Raw genomic sequence first — 18,478 nt, 5'->3', positions numbered from 1 at the left:
CGGCATCAGGATACGCGAGGGGCATGCACATAGACTCGGGGAGGCCGCGACAGCGTGCCAGGGCCCTTCCCCTTGAGAGAAAGAGCACCACGGATGGATCTCCTCGTCGTCGGCTCCGGATTCTTCGGACTCACCATCGCGGAGCGCGCGGCAGCAGCCGGGCGCAAGGTCACGGTCATCGACCGCCGCCACCACATCGGCGGGAACGCGTACAGCGAGAACGAGGCCACGACGGGCATCGAGGTGCACCGCTACGGGGCGCACCTCTTCCACACCTCGAACGAGAAGGTGTGGGAGTACGTCAACCGCTTCACGACGTTCACGAACTACGTGCACCGCGTGTACACGAACCACAACGGCGTCGTGTACCCGCTGCCGGTGAACCTCGGCACCATCAACCAGTTCTTCCAGGCCGCGTACTCGCCCGACGAGGCGCGCGCCCTCGTGAAGGAGCAGGCGGGCGAGTTCGACGTCAAGACGGCCCGCAACTTCGAGGAGAAGGGCATCGCCCTCGTCGGCCGCCCGCTGTTCGAGGCGTTCTTCCGCGACTACACCGCGAAGCAGTGGCAGACCGACCCGCAGAAGCTGTCGGGCGACATCATCAGCCGCCTCCCCGTGCGCTACAACTACGACAACCGCTACTTCAACGACACGCACGAGGGCCTGCCGACCGACGGCTACACCGCGTGGCTCGAGCGGATGGCCGACCACCCGAACATCGAGGTCAAGCTGAACGTCGACTTCTTCGACGAGTCGCAGCCGCTCAACAAGAAGGCGCTCGTCGGCCAGGTGCCGATCGTCTACACGGGCCCGGTCGACCGCTACTTCGACGACGTCGAGGGCGCGCTGAGCTGGCGCACGCTCGACTTCGAGGAGGAGGTCCTCGACATCGGAGACTTCCAGGGGACGAGCGTCATGAACTACCCGGATGCCGATGTGCCCTTCACGCGCATCCACGAGTTCAAGCACTTCCACCCCGAGCGCGCCGACGTGTACCCGACCGACAAGACGGTCATCATGCGCGAGTACTCGCGCTTCGCCGAGCGCGCCGACGAGCCGTACTACCCGGTCAACACCGATGAGGACCGCGCGCGTCTGCTCGCCTACCGCGAGCTCGCGAAGGGCGAGAAGGACGTGTTCTTCGGCGGCCGTCTCGGCACGTACCAGTACCTCGACATGCACATGGCCATCGGGTCGGCGCTGTCGATGTGGCAGAACCAGCTGAACGGCTGACCCGCGCCCGCCTGACGGCAGGAGTCCGATGAGCTGGGTCGTCGTCGCGCCGGCCCTCGTGTCGGCGCTCCTCGCCGTGCTCGCACCCGGGCTCATCGCGACCGCGCCCCTGCGCATGGGCGCGGTCGCGCGCGTCGCGGTGGCGTCGCTCGCGAGCGTGTGCTGCGCGGGCGTCGCGGCGGCGGTGTTCGGCGCGCTCGGGGCGCCGTTCCATGTCGTGCAGGTGCTCGCCGTCGCGCTCGTCGGGCTCGCGGCATCCCTCCTCGTCCGGCGCGCGCATCCCGACCTCGTCGTGACGGGCGCGGCCATCCCGCCGCGCGCGCTCGCCGCGGTGTGGGCCCTCGCCGGCGCGATCGTCGGCGTCGTCGCGTTCGCGGGGGTGCCGGACCCGTCTCGGATCTCGCAGACCTACGACAACGTCTTCCACCTCTCGGCCGTGTCGGCCATCCTGGACGGGTTCTCGGCCTCGCCCCTCACGCTGCGCTCGCTCATCGAGACGGGCGCGACGGGGATCGCGTACTACCCGTCGGCGTGGCACGCGCTCGTCGTGATGACGGTGCAGGGGAGCGGCGTGCCGGTTCCCGTCGCGTTCAACGCCGCATGGCTCGCCGTGCAGGCGCTCGTCTGGCTGCCCGGGGTCGCCTGGCTCGCCCAGGTCGCGCTCCCAGGGCGCTCCACGGGAACCGTCGCCCTCGTCGCGCTCCCGCTCGGCGCCGCCTTCGGCGCGTTCCCCTACGCGCTGCTCTCGTGGGGCACGATCTACCCCACGGGCCTCGCGCACGCGCTGCTCCCCGCGGCGGTCGCGCTGTCGGTCCTCGCCGTCCGGGGCGTCGCGCTCGCGCGACCCGGGAAGCGGGGACGCGCCGTCATGCTCGCGGCGCTGTCGGGCTGCCTGTCCGTCGGGGCGCTCGCCGTGGCTCATCCGCGGGTCCTCCCGACGTGGGCGCTCATCGGCATCCCGTTCGTCGCGTGGGTTCTCGGCGACGCGTTCGCGCGCGCCCGTCGACGCGGCGGGCGCGCGCGCCGCCGCGCGGTCATCGTGCTCGTCGCGGGCGTCGTCGGCGGCGTCGCGCTGTCGGCGGCGGCGCTCGCGATCGCCATCCTGCGGTTCGGGCTCCTCGACGAGCCGATCGAGAGCCGCCTCTCCGGCCCGCAGGCGCAGGCGGTGCAGGGCATCTGGGAGGGCGTCGTGCAGGTTCTCACGCTGCAGGCGATGACGGGGGAGGGCGGCGCGGTGACGACGGTCGCGCCCTTCCTCGCGTTCCTCGTCATCGTCGGCGCCGGGGTCGCGCTCCGCACCCGGCGCACGCGGTGGCTCGTCGTCGCCTTCGTGCTCGTCGCTGCCCTGTTCGTTCTCGCCGCCGGTTCGGACGGCGTCATCGCGAAGCTCGCGACGGGGGTCTGGTACAAGGACCGCCTCCGCCTCGCGGCCGCGCTGCCCGTCGTCGCCGTCCCTCTCGCGACGCTCGGCGCGCTCGCGCTCGCGCGCCGGGCCCTCCCGGCCGAGCGCGCCATCCGGACGGGCGGATCCCGTCGAGCGCTCGCGCGCCTCGCCGCGCCGCTCGCGCTGGCCGTCGCCGTGGTGTCGGCGGCGGGGCTCGCCCTCACCGGAACGACATCGGCGATCGCGGACGTGTTCGCGATGCCCGACGAGCGAGCGCAGTGGGAGGTCGTGTCTCAGAAGCAGATCGACTTCATGGACCACGAGGTGGCCGAGGAGGTGCCCGCGGGCGAGCGTGTGCTCGGCGACCCGTGGGACGGCTCGGCGCTGACCCAGCTGTACGCCGGACGCGAGCCGGTCTTCCCGCACGTCAACGGACAGTGGGATCCGCTGCGTCAGACGCTCGCGTGGGGCCTCATGGACATCGACAGTGACCCGGCGGTGTGCCGCGCGCTCGATGCCCTCCGCGTGCGGCACGTGCTCTACAACCCGCACGAGTTCGGGGGAGGAGACCCCGCGGGCAATCACTTCCCCGGACCGCACGCCGCGGTGGAGGCGGGACTCTTCACGGAGGTCGCGACGGACGGCGAGTCGACGCTCTACCGCATCGACCGCTGCGGCCCGCTGCCCGCGGAGTAGCTGCGGGGCAGGTCAGCCGCGTCCCCCGGGACCGGCATGCTCGCACGCTCCTGCATGTCTCACTCGCGGCGCGTTTTCGCCCCGGATTCCCTCGTCGAGTGAGACACGTGGGGGTCGGCGTGTCTCGTTCGCGGCGGGATTTGGCGGTGGATTCCGGCGGGGAGTGAGACATGCGACCCCCTGGCGCGCGATCGTGACCCGCTACGGGCGCGGGGCGGGGGAGGGCTCCTCGTGCGGGAACACGAACCGGTCGTACGTGAGGAAGCGGAACGCGGTCGCGAGGGTCTGCCCGATCAGGGTTCCCGAGATGTTGTCGGCGACGACGTCGTCGAGACCCAGCACGTAGCGCGAGAACGCGAGGCAGCCGAGCTGGAGGCCGATCGCGATGAGGTTGCACAGCACGAAGATCGCGTAGCGCGAGAAGCGGTGCGGCAGATGCCGGTCGGAGAAGGTCCAGTACCGGTTCCCGACGTACGTCACGAGGGACGCCACGACGATCGAGATGATCTTGGCGGCCAGCGGCTGTCCGTGCATCGGCCCGTCGCCGGTCACCCAGAACACGAGCAGGTTGTAGACGCCCGCATCGACGAGGAACGCGAGACCGCCGATGACGAGGAAGGCCCCCGCCTGCTTGGCCTTCCGGGTCGCCGCGTTCGCGTGCATCGTGCTCCTCGTGAGGGCGGCGTGTGCCGAGGGGTTTCGGCAGAGCCGCGTGTTAGCCTGAACCGGCTCCGACGGCGGCCGTCTCGGCGCCATGCGGTCCATCGAAGATCCTACGTCGCCGAAAGTGCTCTCCATGACGTCGTCCCCTGTCATCGCCGCGATCGTCCCCTGCTACAACGAGGAGCTCGCGGTCGGGAAGGTCGTCCGCGATCTCCGCGCCGCCGTCCCGGGCATGACGGTCTACGTCTACGACAACAACAGCTCCGATCGGACAGCCGAGGTCGCGCGCGAGGCCGGCGCGATCGTTCGCCGCGAAGAGCGCAAAGGCAAGGGCAACGTCGTGCGCCGCGCCTTCGCCGACGTCGACGCCGACATCTACGTCATGATCGACGGCGACGACACGTACGACGCCGCCGCGCTGCCCGAGATGATCCGCACGCTGCAGGAGGGGCCGTACGACCACGTCCTCGGCGTGCGCGACCAGAAGACCGAGACCGCGTACCGTCCCGGGCACGAGCTCGGCAACCGCGGCTTCAACTGGCTCGTCGGAGGCATCTTCGGCTCCGAGGTCAGCGACATGCTCTCGGGCTACCGGGTCATGTCGCGGCGCTTCGTGAAGAGCTTCCCCGCGGCGTCGCGCGAGTTCGAGATCGAGACCGAGCTGACGGTGCACGTCATGAGCATCCGTGTCCCGCAGACCGAGGTGCACGTCGGCTTCCGCGACCGGCCCGCCGGCAGCGAGAGCAAGCTCCGCACGTACCACGACGGATTCCGCATCCTCTCGCTCATCGTCCAGCTCATCCGCTACGAGCGGCCGCTCCTCTTCTACGGCCTTCTGGGTGCGGTCGCGATGCTCGTCGGCGTCGTCCTGGGCATCCCGCTCGTCGTGGAGTTCGCGCAGACCGGACTCGTGCCCCGCTTCCCGACCGCGGTCCTCGCGGTCGGCTTCGGCCTCGCCGGCGCCCTCGCCTGGACCGTGGGCTTCGTGCTCGACGGCGTGCTCAGGGCACGGCGCGAGCAGAGCCGCCTCATCTACCTGCAGTACAGCGCGCCCGCCGCGGCCGACACGTCGGGATCCGAGCCCCCGCTGCTCAGGGGCACCGCGTCGTGAGCTCGGGCGTCGTCGGTGCGCCGGGCACGCCGCGGCGCTACCTCCACTCGCTGTGGCTGCTCTCGGCGCGGGACCTCAAGGTGCGCTACGCGACGAGCTGGCTCGGCTACCTGTGGTCGATCCTCGATCCGCTCGTGATGAGCCTCATCTACTGGTTCGTCTTCACGCAGGTCTTCCATCGAGGCGGCCGGGTCGGCGAGGAGCCGTACATCGTGTTCCTCATGACCGCGCTGCTGCCGTGGGTCTGGTTCAACGCGGCCGTCACCGACTTCACGCGCGCCTTCAACAAGGACGCCAAGCTCGTCCGCTCGACCTCCATCCCCCGCTCGATCTGGATCAACCGCATCGTGCTGAGCAAGGGCGTCGAGTTCCTGTGCTCGCTCCCGGTCCTCGTGCTGTTCGCGGTCGCCGCGGGCGCGACGGTCGGATGGCAGCTGCTGCTCTTCCCGGTCGGGGTGCTCCTGCAGACGGTGCTGCTCGTGGGGCTCGGGCTCCTCGTCGCGCCGCTGTGCGTCCTCTTCTCCGACCTCGAGCGCACCACCCGCCTGATCCTCCGTGTGCTCTTCTACGCGTCGCCGATCATCTACGGGATCGGCGACCTGCCCGGTGCCGTGAGCGACCTCGGCGCGCTCAATCCGCTCGCGGGCATCTTCACGCTGTACCGCGTGGGCTTCTTCCCCGGCCAGTGGGACACCTTCGCGGTCGTCGCGGGAGCGCTCATGAGCCTGCTGTTCCTCGGCGTCGGCATCCTCACCTTCCGCCGCCTCGAGCGTCCGCTGCTGAAGGAGCTGTGATGAAGCGCGACGACGCCTACGCGATCGAGGTCGACGGTCTCGGCGTGCGGTTCCGGCGGAACCGGCGCGGGCGGCGCAGCATCAAGTCGATGTTCGCGAGCGCCTCGCGGCGCGCGCCCAAGGACGAGTTCTGGGCCCTGCGGGACGTCTCCTTCCGCGTGCGCCCCGGCGAGTCCATCGGCGTCGTCGGCCGCAACGGCCAGGGCAAGTCCACGCTCCTCAAGCTCGTCGCGGGGGTCCTGCTGCCCGACGAGGGATCGGTCGTCGTGCGCGGCGGGGTCGCCCCGCTCATCGAGATCACGGGAGGCTTCGTCGGCGACCTCACGGTGCGCGAGAACGTCCGCCTCACGGCGGGACTCCACGGCATGAGCCGTGCCCACATCGCGGCCCGCTACGACGACATCATCGCCTTCGCCGAGCTCGAGGACTTCCAGGACACCCCCTACAAGCACCTCTCGAACGGCATGAAGGTGCGCCTCGCGTTCTCCGTCGTGTCGCAGCTCGACGAGCCCATCCTGCTCGTGGACGAGGTGCTCGCGGTCGGCGACAAGGCCTTCCGCGCCAAGTGCTACGCCCGCATCGACGAGCTGCTCGCGTCGGGGCGCACCCTGTTCTTCGTGAGCCACAGCGAACGCGACCTGCGGCGCTTCTGCACGCGCGGCCTCTACATCCGCGATCACGCGCTCGTCATGGACGCGCCGATCGACGACGTCGTCGCCGCGTACAACGCCGACAACCCGGTCTGACCGGGCACCGCCGGTAGGGTGAACGGAATGGAACCGCTCTCCGCCCGCGTCGTCTCCGACGCCGTCGTCTCCCCGGTCGTCGTGCGCGAGGACCGTCCGGGCGAGCTGCTCATGGGGGTTTTCGACGCGTCCGGGCGCTACGTCGACGGCACCGTGACGGACCGGCGCTCCGGCTTGCGCGGATCGCCGGTCCCGCTCGAGCTCCTGGTCGACATCGAGGACGCCGACGTGCCGGAGGCGATCTACGCCGGCGATCTCCACATGCACTTCGGCCACTTCCTGCTCGAGAGCCTCGCGCGCCTGTCGGCGGCATCCGCCGCCCCCGACGTGCCGATCGTGTGGACGGCGGCGCAGACCTGGGGCGACCGGGAGTCCTTCCGCCCCTGGCAGCGCGAGATCCTGGACATCCTGGGCGTCCGCAACCCGATCCGCTTCATCACCCGCCCGACGCGGTTCCGCACGCTCCACGTGCCCGACATCGGCTACCGCTACGACGACTGGATCCACCCCGATCACGCGCGTTTCCTCGCGCAGCACCGCGGCCCATCCGCCGAGCGGGGCCGCCGCCTGTGGCTCTCGCGCGGCGCGATCGACTCGGGCATCCGCGACCTCGGGTCCGACGCGGCCGAGCGGCATCTGCGGGCGGCGGGATGGACGGTCGTGAATCCCGAGCGGATGTCGGTGCGCGAGCAGCTCGACCAGATCTCGCGCGCCGAGGTGATCGGGGGAGAGGAAGGATCCGCGTTCCACGCGATCCTCCTGCTCGCGGATGTCGGCGCGCGGCGCTTCGAGGTCGTGCGTCGCCGCGGGCCCGAGCACAGGAACTTCCGCACGATCGGCGAGGCGCGCGATGTCGATCAGCGCTTCCACTCGCTCGCGGGCGAGCGGATCCTCCACGCGGAGGGACGCGACGTCACGAAGCTGTCGCGCAGCGCCGTGGCCCTGCTCGACGCGCTCGAGGTGCCGCGGGCGTTCCCGCTCGCGCCGCGGGCGGGCGACCGGGCGGCCGCCGCGATCGCGCGCGAGCGGAAGGTGCAGCGCCTGCTCGAGGTCGGCGCGCGCACGGCGTTCGCGGCCGCGACGTCGGGTGCGCGCACGGTGCTCGTCGTCAGCACGCGCCTCGAGGAGGACCCCCGCGCCTATCGGACGCTCGAGGGCCGTGTCGACGAGCTCCCGCTCGCACGCTACCGGGAGCTGTTCGTCGAGACGCCGGGGACGTACGACCTCATCCGCATCGCGGGGGAGACGGCGGAGGAGGTGCTCCGCGACGTCGACGCGTCCGCCGAGTTCGCGACCGCCGACACCGTGTGGGTGCTCGACGACGACGCCGCGGGGCGGGAGGCCGCCGCCGCGCTGCGCGAGCGCGAGGGCACGGTCGTGCGCCACGAGCGCGCCGGCGGCGAGACCGCGTGGACGGTCGCGCGCGGCTGAGGCGTCAGCCGAGCGCGGCCGCGAGCCGCTCGGAGAGATAGGGCTCGAGGGTCGCCGCGTAGGTCGCCGTCAGGTGGTGCCCGTCGCGATAGACGACGACTCCGCCGATGACGACAGGGCACGTGCCGTCGGCGCAGTAGAACTCGGTCAGATCGATGACCGTGGCATTCGGGTCGCGCTCCGCCGCCGCAGTCTGCCCGTCGTCGTGCAGCACGGCGTCGGCAGGCTGCGCGCACCTCTCGTTCGCGGTCTCCGGATCCGCCTCGATGCACTGGATGGTCTCAGCCGGCATGCGGGGATTGTCGCGGATCGCGATCACGGGCACGGTCGGATCCGGACGCGCGCCCCACGCCGACACCATGCCGTCGACCGTGGTCGCATCCGCGTCCCGTCCATCGGACGAGCGCGTCACGACGAACGCATCGATCCCGTCGGTGCTCTCCGCCACGTAGTCCGCGATCTCGCCGCGCCACGCGGTGCACGCGTCGGTCGACACGGGCGTCGAGCGCTCGACGAGGGCGTCCGTCCAGTAGCAGCCGCCGTGCCCCGCGATGTCGATGCGCCAGTTGCGCTCCTCGGCGATGCGCGCGTAGGCGCCCACGAACACGTTGCTGTGGGAGTCGCCGATCACCATGAGGTGCCGGTCCCAGTCGGCGTCGGGTCCGAGGGAGCAGACGCGCAGCACGGTCTCATCCGGGCCGGACCAGCACGCGTCGCGGTTGGCGTCGTCGCTCGCCGCGTCCATCGGAGCGGGCACGAGCGGGTAGGCGTCGAGCTCGGGGTTCTCGCACGGTGCGAGCTCGGGGTCCATCGCCTGCGCGCCGAAGCAGTCGGGCAGAGTCTCGACGAGCGACTCGGTGGCCGCGAGCACGCGCTCCTCCTCCGCGCGGAGGGTCGCCGACGCCGCCACGGGGAACACGAGCACGCAGGCCATGCCGGCCGCGGCCCACGCCGCGACCGTGCGGGGCCGGCGACGTGCGAGCAGGCTCGGCGAGAGGCGGACCGGGTTCTCGATGAAGCGCGTCGACGCCCACGCGAGGGTGAACGCCGCGGCCGCGATCGCGACCTTCTCGACGGTCGTCAGCGGATGCCCCGTGGCGTAGGGGAGCAGCACGATGAGCGGCCAGTGCCAGAGGTACACGGCGTACGACACGGCGCCCGTGAACGCGACGGGGCGCGCGGCCCCGACCGGCGCGAGGAACGAGCCGCCGCCCGCCCACACGACGAGGGCCGTGCCCACGACGGGCAGCAGCGCCGCCGCGCCCGGGAACGGCGTGGTGCCCGACAGCGCGACCGTGCTCACAGCGATCAGCGCGACGCCGGCGACGGCGAGCGCGTTCGACATCGCGCGCCAGGCGATGAGCGGGAGGAAGGCCGCGAGGGCGCCGACGCCGAACTCCCATGCGCGGGTGAGCGTGGAGAAGTAGGCCTCGCTCGCCGACCAGGCGGTGAGCCACAGGCTGTATGCGAACGAGGCGGCGGTCGCCGTGGCGAGCACGCCGACGGCGACCTTCCGCCACGCGACGCGGCGCAGGAGCGCCATGGCGGCGATGAGCAGGAGCGGCAGGGCGACGTAGAACTGCTCCTCGACCGACAGGGTCCAGAAGTGCTGCACGGGGGAGGGCTGGTTGTCGGCCGCGAGGTAGTCGACGCTGTCGAACAGCAGGCGCCAGTTCTGCACGTACAGCGCCGCCGCGCCGACCTCGCCGAGGAACTGGTCCCACAGCGAGCGCGGCACCCACAGCAGGACGCCCACCGCGGTCGCCGCGAGGGTGAGGAGCGACGCGGGGAGAAGGCGCACCGCGCGTCGCGCCCAGAACCGCGCCACCGCGATCCGCCCCGTCTTCTCGCGCTCGCGGACGAGGTGCGAGGTGATGAGGTAGCCGCTGATGACGAAGAAGACGTCGACCCCGACGAAGCCGCCCGTCAGCCGATTCGGCCACAGGTGGTAGAGGAGGACGCTGAGCACCGCGATCGCGCGGAGCGCCTGGATGTCCGGGCGGAAGCCGGACTGATGCGATGCGTCTGTGCGGGACGTCATCCGCTCGATCAGCCTCGGCGCAGACGCCGGATGGCCGCGGCGGGCGCGCCGCCGAGCCGGGCGTTGACGCCGCGGACGACGGGAGCGAGCCGCCCGCCCGATGCGGCGTTGAGCCGCTGGGCGATCTGACGCGCGAGCGACGGCGGCGGCGCGATGCGCGCGCGCAGCGCGGCGACCTCGGCCTCGAGCTCGGCGACCCGCGGGTCGACGCGCGTCACGCGCTCCGAGAGGTCGGCCTCGCGGAGGTCGATGAGCTGCGCCGTGTCGTTCGAGCCCCACTGGAAGCCCCAGACCCGGTCGACGAGGTCCTCGATCGCGTCGCCCTCGCGCAGGTACCGCTTGGCGCGGGCCACAGCGGCCGAGTCCCAGATCGTCACGGAGTCGTCCTTCGTGTGACCGGGCGTGAAGTAGCGCACCGCGCCCAGTCGGTTGCCGTCGATCTGGCGGTACATCTGCATCAGGCTGTCGCTCGTGACGCCCACCGTGATCGGCAGGTCGACGCGGTACGGGGCCGGGAACACCGTCTCGGGCACCTCCTCCGCGAAGATCACGCGGTTGTCGGTGCGCAGCCACTCGCGCACGAGGTAGAGCTCGTTCAGCGGGTCGGCGAGCATCTTCCGCCGGCCCTCGTGGAGCTGCGACCACGGGCCGACGAGCACGACGTGCACGTCGGTGAGGGTGCTGTTGAGGATGCGGTCGACGCAGTTGCGGGCGAGGTACGCGGTCTCGGGGGTCACCTCGACGACGACCTTGACGAGCGGCACCTCCCAGATGCGGTTGTCGGCCTTGCGGCGGTAGCGCGGGATCGGCATGCGCTGGGCGAAGTGCACGTCGTTGTGCCAGGCCACCTTGACCGCGTGGTCCTGCACCGTGCCGCGGCCGAGGTGCCACGTGAGCGCCTCCTCGACGGGGATGAAGACGGCGCCGGCCTGCCAGAGCTGGTAGGCGATCTCGGTGTCCTCGCCCAGGTGGAGACGGGTGTCCTGCCCGAACGTGCGGTCGTAGACCTCGCGCGTGACCGAGGCGCACGCGCCCATGTGCGTCGAGTAGTTGCGGCCGTGCGACGTGTTGAGGTCGTCCGTGTCGCGGAAGATCTGGATGGACCAGTGCTCGTGCAGCGTCGCGCGGTCGTAGTCGTCGCCGATCGTGCCGTCGAGGACCTTCTCGTACACCGTCTCGGGGGTGTAGTCCCACTCCTCGATGAAGCCCTTGTTGCCGATCGTGGCCGCCTCGGGGATGAAGTGCGCCCACTTCGCGTGCTGGCGCACGTTGTCGCGGAACAGGATCATGTCGGAGTCGACCCAGTAGATGATGTCGCCCGACGTGGCCTTGATGCCGATGTCGGTCGCGTTGGAGCGGCCCCAGCCCTCCTCGACGCGGATGAGGCGGATGTTCTTCGGCACGACCTCGCCGAGCTCGACGGGCGGCTCGCTGCCGTCGTCCACGACGACGACCTCGAGCAGGTCCTCGGGGTAGTCCTGCGCGGCGAGCGACGCGAGCGTGAGCGGCAGAGTCTTGCTGTTGTACGACGCGATGACGACGGAGACGGACTTCGTCGGCTCCCAGCCGTCGGGGAGCGTGCCGTCGAAGACGTCGCGCCACTGGTTCTGGTAGACGATCGGGGCGGGCTCGGGGGATGCGGCGGGCCTGGTCACCGCGTCATTCTACGGTGCGCTTTCTCCGAGAGCGGTGGACGCGGCCCGCCGGACGCGCTCTCACGGGGACGAAAGGCGCGCACGATAGACTCCTCGCGCCGCGCTCGCGGCCATCCGTCCGCCGACTCGGGGAGCCGATCGATCTATGCCCGTCCGCCGCTGGTTCCGTCGCCCCGATGAGCAGGACGCCCCGGACCGCGACGGCGAGCACGTCGTGACCGATCCGCGCCAGGCGCCGGCGCTCGCGTCGACGGCGGACGAGCCGCTGCCCGTGCGCCTGCGGGTGCCGGACGTCGACGCGCTCCGTCACCTCGTGATGGCCGCCGACGGCGCGATGACGCAGGACCTGCGCGTCCACATCGAGCGCTGGGAGGCGCCCTCGCCGCGCTGGCGCGGCCGGATGGCGCCGCTGCGCGACACGCGCACGGTCACGCTCTCGCACGACCCCGCGCGCCGCACGGCGTCGGCGCATGTCTCGCTGCACGCGCCGCTTCCCGTCGCGCGCGTGCTCGACGCCCTCATCCCCGCCTTCGTCCCGGACGCGCCGGTCGTCGGGGCGGGCTTCCCGCTTCTCGCGGTCGATCCGAGCGCGGGCGCCGAGGCGCTGCCGCTCCTGCCGAGCCGGCGCATCCCGCAGCTCGAGCCGATCGCCCCTGCCCTCGAGGGACGGCACCTGCGCAAGGCCGATGTGCTGCTGACCGCGCGCACCGATCTCGCGCGCGAGGAGGAGGATGCCGTCCACCAGCTCACGGTGGGGGAGGCGCTCCTCGGGCACCCGCGCGTCGAGCGCCCTGTCATCGACCTCAACGTGCACAACCCGGTCGGGCGCATCCTCGGGTTCAAGCCGTCGCCGCCGGCGCGACGGCTCGTCATCGACCGTCCGCGCGGGGTCGTCCGGCTCCTCGGCGCGACCGACCCCGACCTCCGCCCCATCGAGTTCGCCATCGCGGAGCCGCTCAGCGCGCGCGACGTCGCCGCCGTCCGCAATGTCGAGGCGGTCGACCTCTCGCCGCTCGCAGGGCTCGCCGGCCCCGTCCCCGAGGGACTCACGACCCGCTTCGCCGAGCTCGCGGCGGCCGGCGTCATCCTGCACTCGCTGCCGGACAGCGTCGCCATCGCGCCCGAGCAGCTCTCGCCGCGGATCGCCGAGGCCATCCGGCGCCCGTATCGGCCCGCGATGGGGCTCGAGCGCGAGCGCCGCTCGGTCGCGCTGCGGCGCGCCGCGATGCACGACCACGCCGGCTTCCTGCGCCTCGCATCGGCCGTCGAGCATCGCACGGGCTCGCGCTACCTCCCTTCGGTGAGCGTCGTGCTCTCGACGATGCGCGGCGAGCTGATCCCCGGCGTGCTCGAGATGATGGCGCGGCAGACGTACCCGCACATGGAGGTCGTGGTCGTCGCGCACGGGATCCCCGCTCCCGACCTGTCGGGGGTCGAGCTCGGCGGGCTCGATGTGACCGTGGTCGAGGTCCCGAGCACCGTCCTGTTCGGCGCGGCCCTCGCCGAGGGCGTCCGGCGCTCGAGCGGCGACCTCATCACCAAGCTCGACGACGACGACTGGTACAGCGAGCACCACGTCTTCGACCTCGTCCTCGCGCACCTCTACTCCCGTGCCGACATCGTCGGGAAGACGACGGAGTACCTCTTCTTCGAGGAGGTCGCGCAGACCGTGCACCGGACGTTCGCGACCGAGCGCTACCACGACCAGGTCGCCGGCGGCGCGATGCTCCTGTCGCGGGCGGCCTTCGACGCGCTCGGCGGATGGCGTCCCACGCCGAACTCCACGGACCGCTCGGTGCTCATCCGCGTCGAGACGCAGGGCGGCATCGGGTACCGCACGCATTCGCTCGGCTACATGTACATCCGCCACTCGTCCAAGCACACGTGGGAGCGCACCGACTCGCAGCTCCTGAACGGCTCGTTCGAGCAGTGGCGCGGCTGGCGCGCCCCCGAGGTCTGAGCCGTGCGCGTGCTCATCGCCGTGGCGGGGGCGTTCGCCACGACGCTCGCGCTGTGCGCGGGCACGACGCCCGCGACCCTCGGCGACGTGCTCGAGGGGAACAGCCTCGTCGCGATCGCGGCGTTCGCGGCGATCGCCTACGGCGGATGGCTCGCGCTCGGCCGTCTGCCGCGCGAGGTCTGGCGCTGGGCGGTGCCGGTGGGCCTCGCCTACGCGGTCGCGGAGCTGGCCGGCATCTCCCTCCTGCGTGAGGAGGCCGACCTCTGGCTGCTGCGTCCGTCGGGCTGGAGCGCCGTGCACGGCCTCGGCACCGCGTACGCCGCCGTCCTCGGCGCAGCGGTCCTGCTGCATCTCGCCGACCGCGCGACGCCCGACGCCGCCGCCGTGCCCGCTCCCCGTCGCGGGCGGCTCAGCCGACTCGTCGAGGCGCTGCGGGCACCGGGGCCGACGCCATGGCGCCCCCTCGGGCTCGTCTTCGGGCTCATCGTGCTCTGCCGACTGCCGTACCTGCTCGTGTGGTGGCCGGGGCTCATCTTCTTCGACACCTACCGGAGCCTCTCCTACGCGCGCGGGCTCGGCCCCTGGGAGTCCTACGAGCCGGTCGGGCACTCCCTCCTCATCGCGGCGTGGAACGGCGTGTGGCAGCTCCTCGGCCTGAGCGATTCCGCGGCGCTCGCGTTCGCGGCCGTCCTGCAGATGCTGTCGACCAGCGCGGTGTTCGCCGTGCTGCTCTGGCGCATCGCGGCATGGGGCGTCGGGCCGCGCATGTGGTGGGCGCTCTGGGCGTGGATCGCGCTGCTGCCCGTGCTCAGCCTGTCGTCGATCACGGTCGTGAAGGACATCCCCTTCATGTCGGCCTTCGTGCTCTTCCTCATCGGGATCGTCGAGGTCTCGCGCGCCGTCCGACGCGGGGATCGCGCGCGGTGGCCGTGGGTCCTCCTGCTCACGGCGGGCATCGCGACCATGGTCCTCCGGAACAACGGCGTCCACGTCGTCCTGCTCGGCGTCGCACTGCTCATCATCCCGTTCCGCCGCCAGTGGAAGCGCGTCGGCGCCGTGCTCGCGGCATGCGTCGTCGCGTACGGACTCTATGCGGGGCCGCTCTCGGCGGCGCTCGACGTGCAGCCCGGCCCGAAGACCGAGGCGTGGTCGGTTCCGCTGCAGCAGATCGCGCGGATCGCGCACGACCACCACGCGACGATGAGCGACGAGGACCGGGCGTTCGTGGACGACGTCTTCACGTGGTGGAGCGTCGACGACGTCGGCGACCACTACATCCCCGGCTTCGCGGACCCGATCAAGCTCGACGCGCGGGCGGCGTGGGAGGAGCGGACGACGGGGGAGTTCGTGAGCGGATGGCTGCGGCTCGTCGCCGAGTACCCCGGGTCCGCGATCACCGCGACGCTCGCGAACACGGTCGGCTACTGGGCGCCGGGCGCGCCCTCGTACGACGGCGTCGTGCACGAGTCGTGGAACGACATCCGCGGGATCGTCCTCGACATCCCGTATCAGATCACGGGCGACCGCGAGCAGGGGGAGCCCCTCACGGGGATCCGCGCGCTCATCGAGCGTCACGGTCTCCTCGACGAGGGGTATCTCGCGATCCCCGTGATCGGGATGACGCTGTCTCCGGGCTTCGTCACGTGGATCTGGATCCTCGCGCTCGTCGTGCTCTGGCGCAAGCGCGCCGGGCTCGAGGCGGCCTTCGCCCTGCCGGCCGCCGCGCTCATGGCGACCTTCCTCGCCGGCCCGGTCTCGGGCGGCATGCGCTACGCGCTCGGGTTCTTCGCCACGGCGCCGCTCGCGGTCGCCGTCGCCCTCGTCGCCCGTCGGCGGAACAGGAGCGAGGCGTCCTCCCCGTCGGCCGAGACGCAGCGGGCGCAGGCGTGAACCGCCCTTCCGCGCTGCGGGCCCTGTGGGACCCGCATGCCGCGGCCACGGCGCTCGTCCTCGCGGCGTTCGTCGTCGTGGGGGCGTCGTTCGACGCGAACGACAGCGCGGTGTGGTTCGCCGGCTCCGTCGGCGCCGCGGTCGGCAGCGGCCTCGTCGTCCTCGGACTCGCCGCCGCGCTCTTCGTCCCGCTGACCCTGCTGTTCCGCTGGCTCGACGGGCGTCGCGCGGCGCCCGAGCCGGCGTCCTTCCGCGAGACCGCGCGCCGGCGCCTGCTGCCGACAGCCGGCGCCATCCTCGCCGGCTGGCTGCCGTGGCTGCTCGTGCACGCGCCGGGCAACGTCGACAGCGACACCATCACGCAGCGGCTCCAGTGGATGGGGCTGCTCGAGCAGACCGACCACCATCCGTGGTTCGACACGATGGTCTTCGGATGGTTCTGGGATCTCGGATCCGCGCTCGGCGACGATCGGATCGGCCTGTTCGCCTTCCTCCTCCTGCAGGAAGCCGCCACGGCGGCCGGTGCGGCCCTCGTGCTCACCTACCTCGGATGGCTCGGGATGGCGCGCCCCATCCGCTGGACGCTGACAGCGGCGGTCGCCGTCCTGCCGGTCTTCATGGCCGCGCCGTCGGTCATGAGCAAGGACGCGTTCGCCGCCGTGTTCTGGCTCCCCTTCCTCGTGCTCTTCGTCGAGGCCGTGCGCACGCGCGGGCGCGTGCTGCTCAGCGCGCGCGTGGGCGCCGTCGCGCTCGCCATCGTCATCCCGCTCATCCTCGCCAAGCGCACCAACGTCTACCTCGTCGTCGTGTGCGCCGTCGTCCTGCTGGTGATCTGCGCGCGGCGGGCCCGCCTGCGCGTCGCAGCGGGGACTGCGGGAGCGCTCCTCGTGACGAACGTCGTGTGGCCGCTCCTCGTCCTCCCCGCGATCGGCATCGCGCCCGGCACAGCGACCGACATGCTCACGATCCCCGTCCAGCAGACCGCGCGCATCGTCGCCGAGCACGGCGACGAGATCCCCGCAGACGAGCGCGCGGTCATCGACGCCGTGCTGCGCTACGACGGCCTCGGCGAGGCGTATGTGCCGCGGCGCTCGGATGCGGTGAAGGGCCGCTGGAACCTCGAGGCCGGCTCCGAGGAGCGTCTCGCCTACGCGCGGGTGTGGCTCGCGCAGGTGATCCGCTATCCGGGCACCGCGCTGTCGGCGACGGCCGCGAACACCTTCGAGTACTTCGCCCCGGTCACGCCGATGATCTTCCAGAGCGGGATCGTGCTCGACCGCTATCTCGACTTCTGGGAGGCCAGGGCTCTGCCGACCACGACGCGCGCCGAGATCGAGGCCGCGATCGAGGACCTCCACGAGCCGGCCGTGCTCGACGACGCGCGCCTCGCGGTCAACCGCGCGACCGAGTCGCTCGCGGAAGGCAACCTCCTCTCCTCGAAGGCGTTCTACGCGTCGTGGGTGCCGCTCATCGCGCTCGCGTACGCCATCCGCCGGCGCAGCCCGCTGCACGTCCTCGCGGTGTCGCCTCTCCTCGTGAACCTCGCCTTCCTCGTGGCGAGCCCGGTCGCGCTGCCGCGGTACATCCTGCCGCTCGTGTACGGGAGCGTGCTCGCGATCGGCATGATGCTCACCCCCGTCCGCTGGCAGAATCGGGAGGACGACCTCGCGCCGGCCGCCCCGGCGCCCCTGACCGAGAGCGACGCGACCCCCGGATGACGATCGACCACTTCGCCGGCGCGACGATCATCGTCCCCACCTACAACGAGGCTCCGAATGTCGAGCCGCTCGTGCGGCGCATCGTCGCCGCCATGGACGGTGTCGCGTGCGAGGTCCTGTTCGTCGACGACTCGAGCGACGGAACGGCCGACGAGGTGCGCCGCGTCGCCGGCCTCGTCGACATCCCCGTGCGCGTCATCCACCGCGACGAGCCGGTCGGCGGGCTCAGCGGCGCCGTGATCCTGGGCCTCGAGCAGGCGGCCCACGACGCGTGCGTCGTGATCGACGGCGACCTCCAGCACCCGCCCGAGCGGATCCCCGCGCTCGTCGCGCGCTTCCGCGCGGGAGACGTCGACGCGGTCGTCGCGTCGCGCTACGTGCGCGACGGCTCGGCGGCGGGTCTCGCCGATCTCACCCGCAACCTCGTCTCGCGCGTCACCACCGCGCTCACGAAGGCGATGTTCCCGCTGCGACTGCGCGACTGCTCCGACCCCATGACCGGGTTCTTCCTCGTCGACCGCACGCGCGTCGACCTCGCGCTCCTGCGCCCGCGCGGCTTCAAGATCCTCCTCGAGATCCTCGCGCGGCAGCAGCTGCGCGTCGCCGAGATCCCGTTCGACTTCGCCGAGCGCGCGGCGGGCGCGTCGAAGGCGTCGATCCGCCAGGGGGCCCGCTTCCTCGTGCAGCTCGCGGCGCTGCGCTTCGGCAAGATGTCGGCGTTCGCGATCATCGGCGGGCTCGGCGCGGTCGCGAACCTCGCGATCATGTGGACGCTCACGCAGCTCGGGATGCCCTACATCTGGGCGGCGATCATCGCCGCGGAGGCGACGATCATCGGCAACTTCCTCCTGCAGGAGCGGTTCGTCTTCCGCGAGATGCTCGACGAGGCCTCGAGCGGGCGCACGCGGTTCGCGAAGTCGTTCGCGTTCAACAACACCGAGGCGCTCGTGCGGATCCCCGTGCTCGCGCTGCTCGTCGAGACGTGGCACATCTCGAGCGTCGTCGCGGCGGCGATCACGCTCGCGGTCGCGTTCGTCGCCCGCTACGCGTTCCACGCTCTCGTCGTGTACGCGCCCCGGCGCGGCCGCTCCGCGCGGACGCAGCGCGTGCTCGAGGAGATCGACGAGCAGGTCACCGCGCCCGGCGAGCTGTAGCG

13 protein-coding genes are annotated in these 18,478 nt (G+C 71.9%); 10 read left to right on the top strand and 3 right to left on the bottom strand.

All coding sequences use genetic code 11. The features are described from left to right. Positions 1–93 precede the first annotated feature (93 nt). Positions 94–1,233: a UDP-galactopyranose mutase gene (gene glf, locus M1D56_RS11340; RefSeq protein ID WP_324014260.1), complete on the top strand. Its 1,140-nt coding sequence runs from the start codon at positions 94–96 to the stop codon at positions 1,231–1,233. Between the two features lie 28 nt (positions 1,234–1,261). Beyond that, entirely contained in the window at positions 1,262–3,313 is a 2,052-nt protein-coding gene (locus M1D56_RS11335; protein ID WP_456283634.1) for a DUF6541 family protein, read from the top strand. A 201-nt stretch (positions 3,314–3,514) separates the two neighbouring features. On the opposite strand, the gene M1D56_RS11330 is transcribed toward M1D56_RS11335, so the two are convergent. Then, positions 3,515–3,976 carry a GtrA family protein gene (locus tag M1D56_RS11330; RefSeq protein ID WP_421074329.1) on the bottom strand — a complete coding sequence of 154 codons (462 nt, stop codon included), beginning with the start codon at positions 3,974–3,976 and terminating at the stop codon, positions 3,515–3,517. Positions 3,977–4,109: 133 nt separating this feature from the next. Here M1D56_RS11330 and M1D56_RS11325 point away from each other — a divergent pair, with 133 nt between their 5' ends. The 4 genes from M1D56_RS11325 to M1D56_RS11310 are packed head-to-tail and all read left to right on the top strand — an operon-like array spanning position 4,110 to position 8,058. Then, positions 4,110–5,087: a glycosyltransferase gene (locus M1D56_RS11325; RefSeq protein ID WP_271172843.1), complete on the top strand. Its 978-nt coding sequence runs from the start codon at positions 4,110–4,112 to the stop codon at positions 5,085–5,087. After that, the gene (locus M1D56_RS11320) at positions 5,084–5,881 is read left to right on the top strand and encodes an ABC transporter permease (protein WP_271172842.1); all 798 of its coding nucleotides are present in this window, start codon (positions 5,084–5,086) and stop codon (positions 5,879–5,881) included. Before M1D56_RS11325 ends, M1D56_RS11320 begins: the two co-directional genes overlap by 4 nt. After that, positions 5,881–6,627: an ABC transporter ATP-binding protein gene (locus tag M1D56_RS11315; RefSeq protein WP_271172841.1), complete on the top strand. Its 747-nt coding sequence runs from the start codon at positions 5,881–5,883 to the stop codon at positions 6,625–6,627. The genes M1D56_RS11320 and M1D56_RS11315 overlap by 1 nt, the downstream gene beginning before the upstream one ends. 27 nt (positions 6,628–6,654) lie before the next feature. Then, positions 6,655–8,058, top strand: coding sequence for a glycosyltransferase 61 family protein (locus M1D56_RS11310; RefSeq protein ID WP_456283633.1), 1,404 nt, complete (start codon positions 6,655–6,657; stop codon positions 8,056–8,058). Positions 8,059–8,062: 4 nt separating this feature from the next. On the opposite strand, the gene M1D56_RS11305 is transcribed toward M1D56_RS11310, so the two are convergent. Together M1D56_RS11305 and M1D56_RS11300 are read right to left on the bottom strand one after the other, a co-directional pair. Further along, entirely contained in the window at positions 8,063–10,099 is a 2,037-nt protein-coding gene (locus M1D56_RS11305; protein WP_456283632.1) for an acyltransferase family protein, read from the bottom strand. An 8-nt stretch (positions 10,100–10,107) separates the two neighbouring features. Next, on the bottom strand, positions 10,108–11,754 hold the full coding sequence (locus M1D56_RS11300) for a glycosyltransferase (RefSeq protein ID WP_456283631.1): 1,647 nt from the start codon (positions 11,752–11,754) through the stop codon (positions 10,108–10,110). Between the two features lie 145 nt (positions 11,755–11,899). Here M1D56_RS11300 and M1D56_RS11295 point away from each other — a divergent pair, with 145 nt between their 5' ends. From M1D56_RS11295 to M1D56_RS11280, 4 genes are read left to right on the top strand one after another with little or no spacing between them, the layout of a single operon-like run. Further along, entirely contained in the window at positions 11,900–13,714 is a 1,815-nt protein-coding gene (locus tag M1D56_RS11295; RefSeq protein WP_456283630.1) for a glycosyltransferase, read from the top strand. A gap of 3 nt (positions 13,715–13,717) precedes the next feature. Continuing rightward, positions 13,718–15,604 (top strand): DUF6020 family protein, encoded by a 1,887-nt coding sequence (locus M1D56_RS11290; RefSeq protein WP_456283629.1) that lies wholly within the window; start codon positions 13,718–13,720, stop codon positions 15,602–15,604. Then, positions 15,601–17,322 carry a DUF6020 family protein gene (locus M1D56_RS11285; RefSeq protein WP_456283628.1) on the top strand — a complete coding sequence of 574 codons (1,722 nt, stop codon included), beginning with the start codon at positions 15,601–15,603 and terminating at the stop codon, positions 17,320–17,322. The genes M1D56_RS11290 and M1D56_RS11285 overlap by 4 nt, the downstream gene beginning before the upstream one ends. Next, a complete protein-coding gene (locus M1D56_RS11280) occupies positions 17,319–18,476 on the top strand; it encodes a glycosyltransferase (RefSeq protein WP_421074335.1) in 1,158 nt (385 codons plus the stop codon). The genes M1D56_RS11285 and M1D56_RS11280 overlap by 4 nt, the downstream gene beginning before the upstream one ends. Positions 18,477–18,478 lie beyond the last annotated feature (2 nt).

Source organism: Microbacterium sp. JZ101, from assembly GCF_053903175.1.
This window is presented reverse-complemented; position numbering and strand designations above follow the sequence as displayed.

Coding starts and splice junctions, on each gene's coding strand:
- glf (WP_324014260.1), top strand. CDS start 94: ATGGATCTCCTCGTCGTCGGCTCCGGATTCTTCGGACTCACCATCGCG.
- M1D56_RS11335 (WP_456283634.1), top strand. CDS start 1,262: ATGAGCTGGGTCGTCGTCGCGCCGGCCCTCGTGTCGGCGCTCCTCGCC.
- M1D56_RS11330 (WP_421074329.1), bottom strand. CDS start 3,976: ATGCACGCGAACGCGGCGACCCGGAAGGCCAAGCAGGCGGGGGCCTTC.
- M1D56_RS11325 (WP_271172843.1), top strand. CDS start 4,110: ATGACGTCGTCCCCTGTCATCGCCGCGATCGTCCCCTGCTACAACGAG.
- M1D56_RS11315 (WP_271172841.1), top strand. CDS start 5,881: ATGAAGCGCGACGACGCCTACGCGATCGAGGTCGACGGTCTCGGCGTG.
- M1D56_RS11310 (WP_456283633.1), top strand. CDS start 6,655: ATGGAACCGCTCTCCGCCCGCGTCGTCTCCGACGCCGTCGTCTCCCCG.
- M1D56_RS11305 (WP_456283632.1), bottom strand. CDS start 10,099: ATGACGTCCCGCACAGACGCATCGCATCAGTCCGGCTTCCGCCCGGAC.
- M1D56_RS11295 (WP_456283630.1), top strand. CDS start 11,900: ATGCCCGTCCGCCGCTGGTTCCGTCGCCCCGATGAGCAGGACGCCCCG.
- M1D56_RS11280 (WP_421074335.1), top strand. CDS start 17,319: ATGACGATCGACCACTTCGCCGGCGCGACGATCATCGTCCCCACCTAC.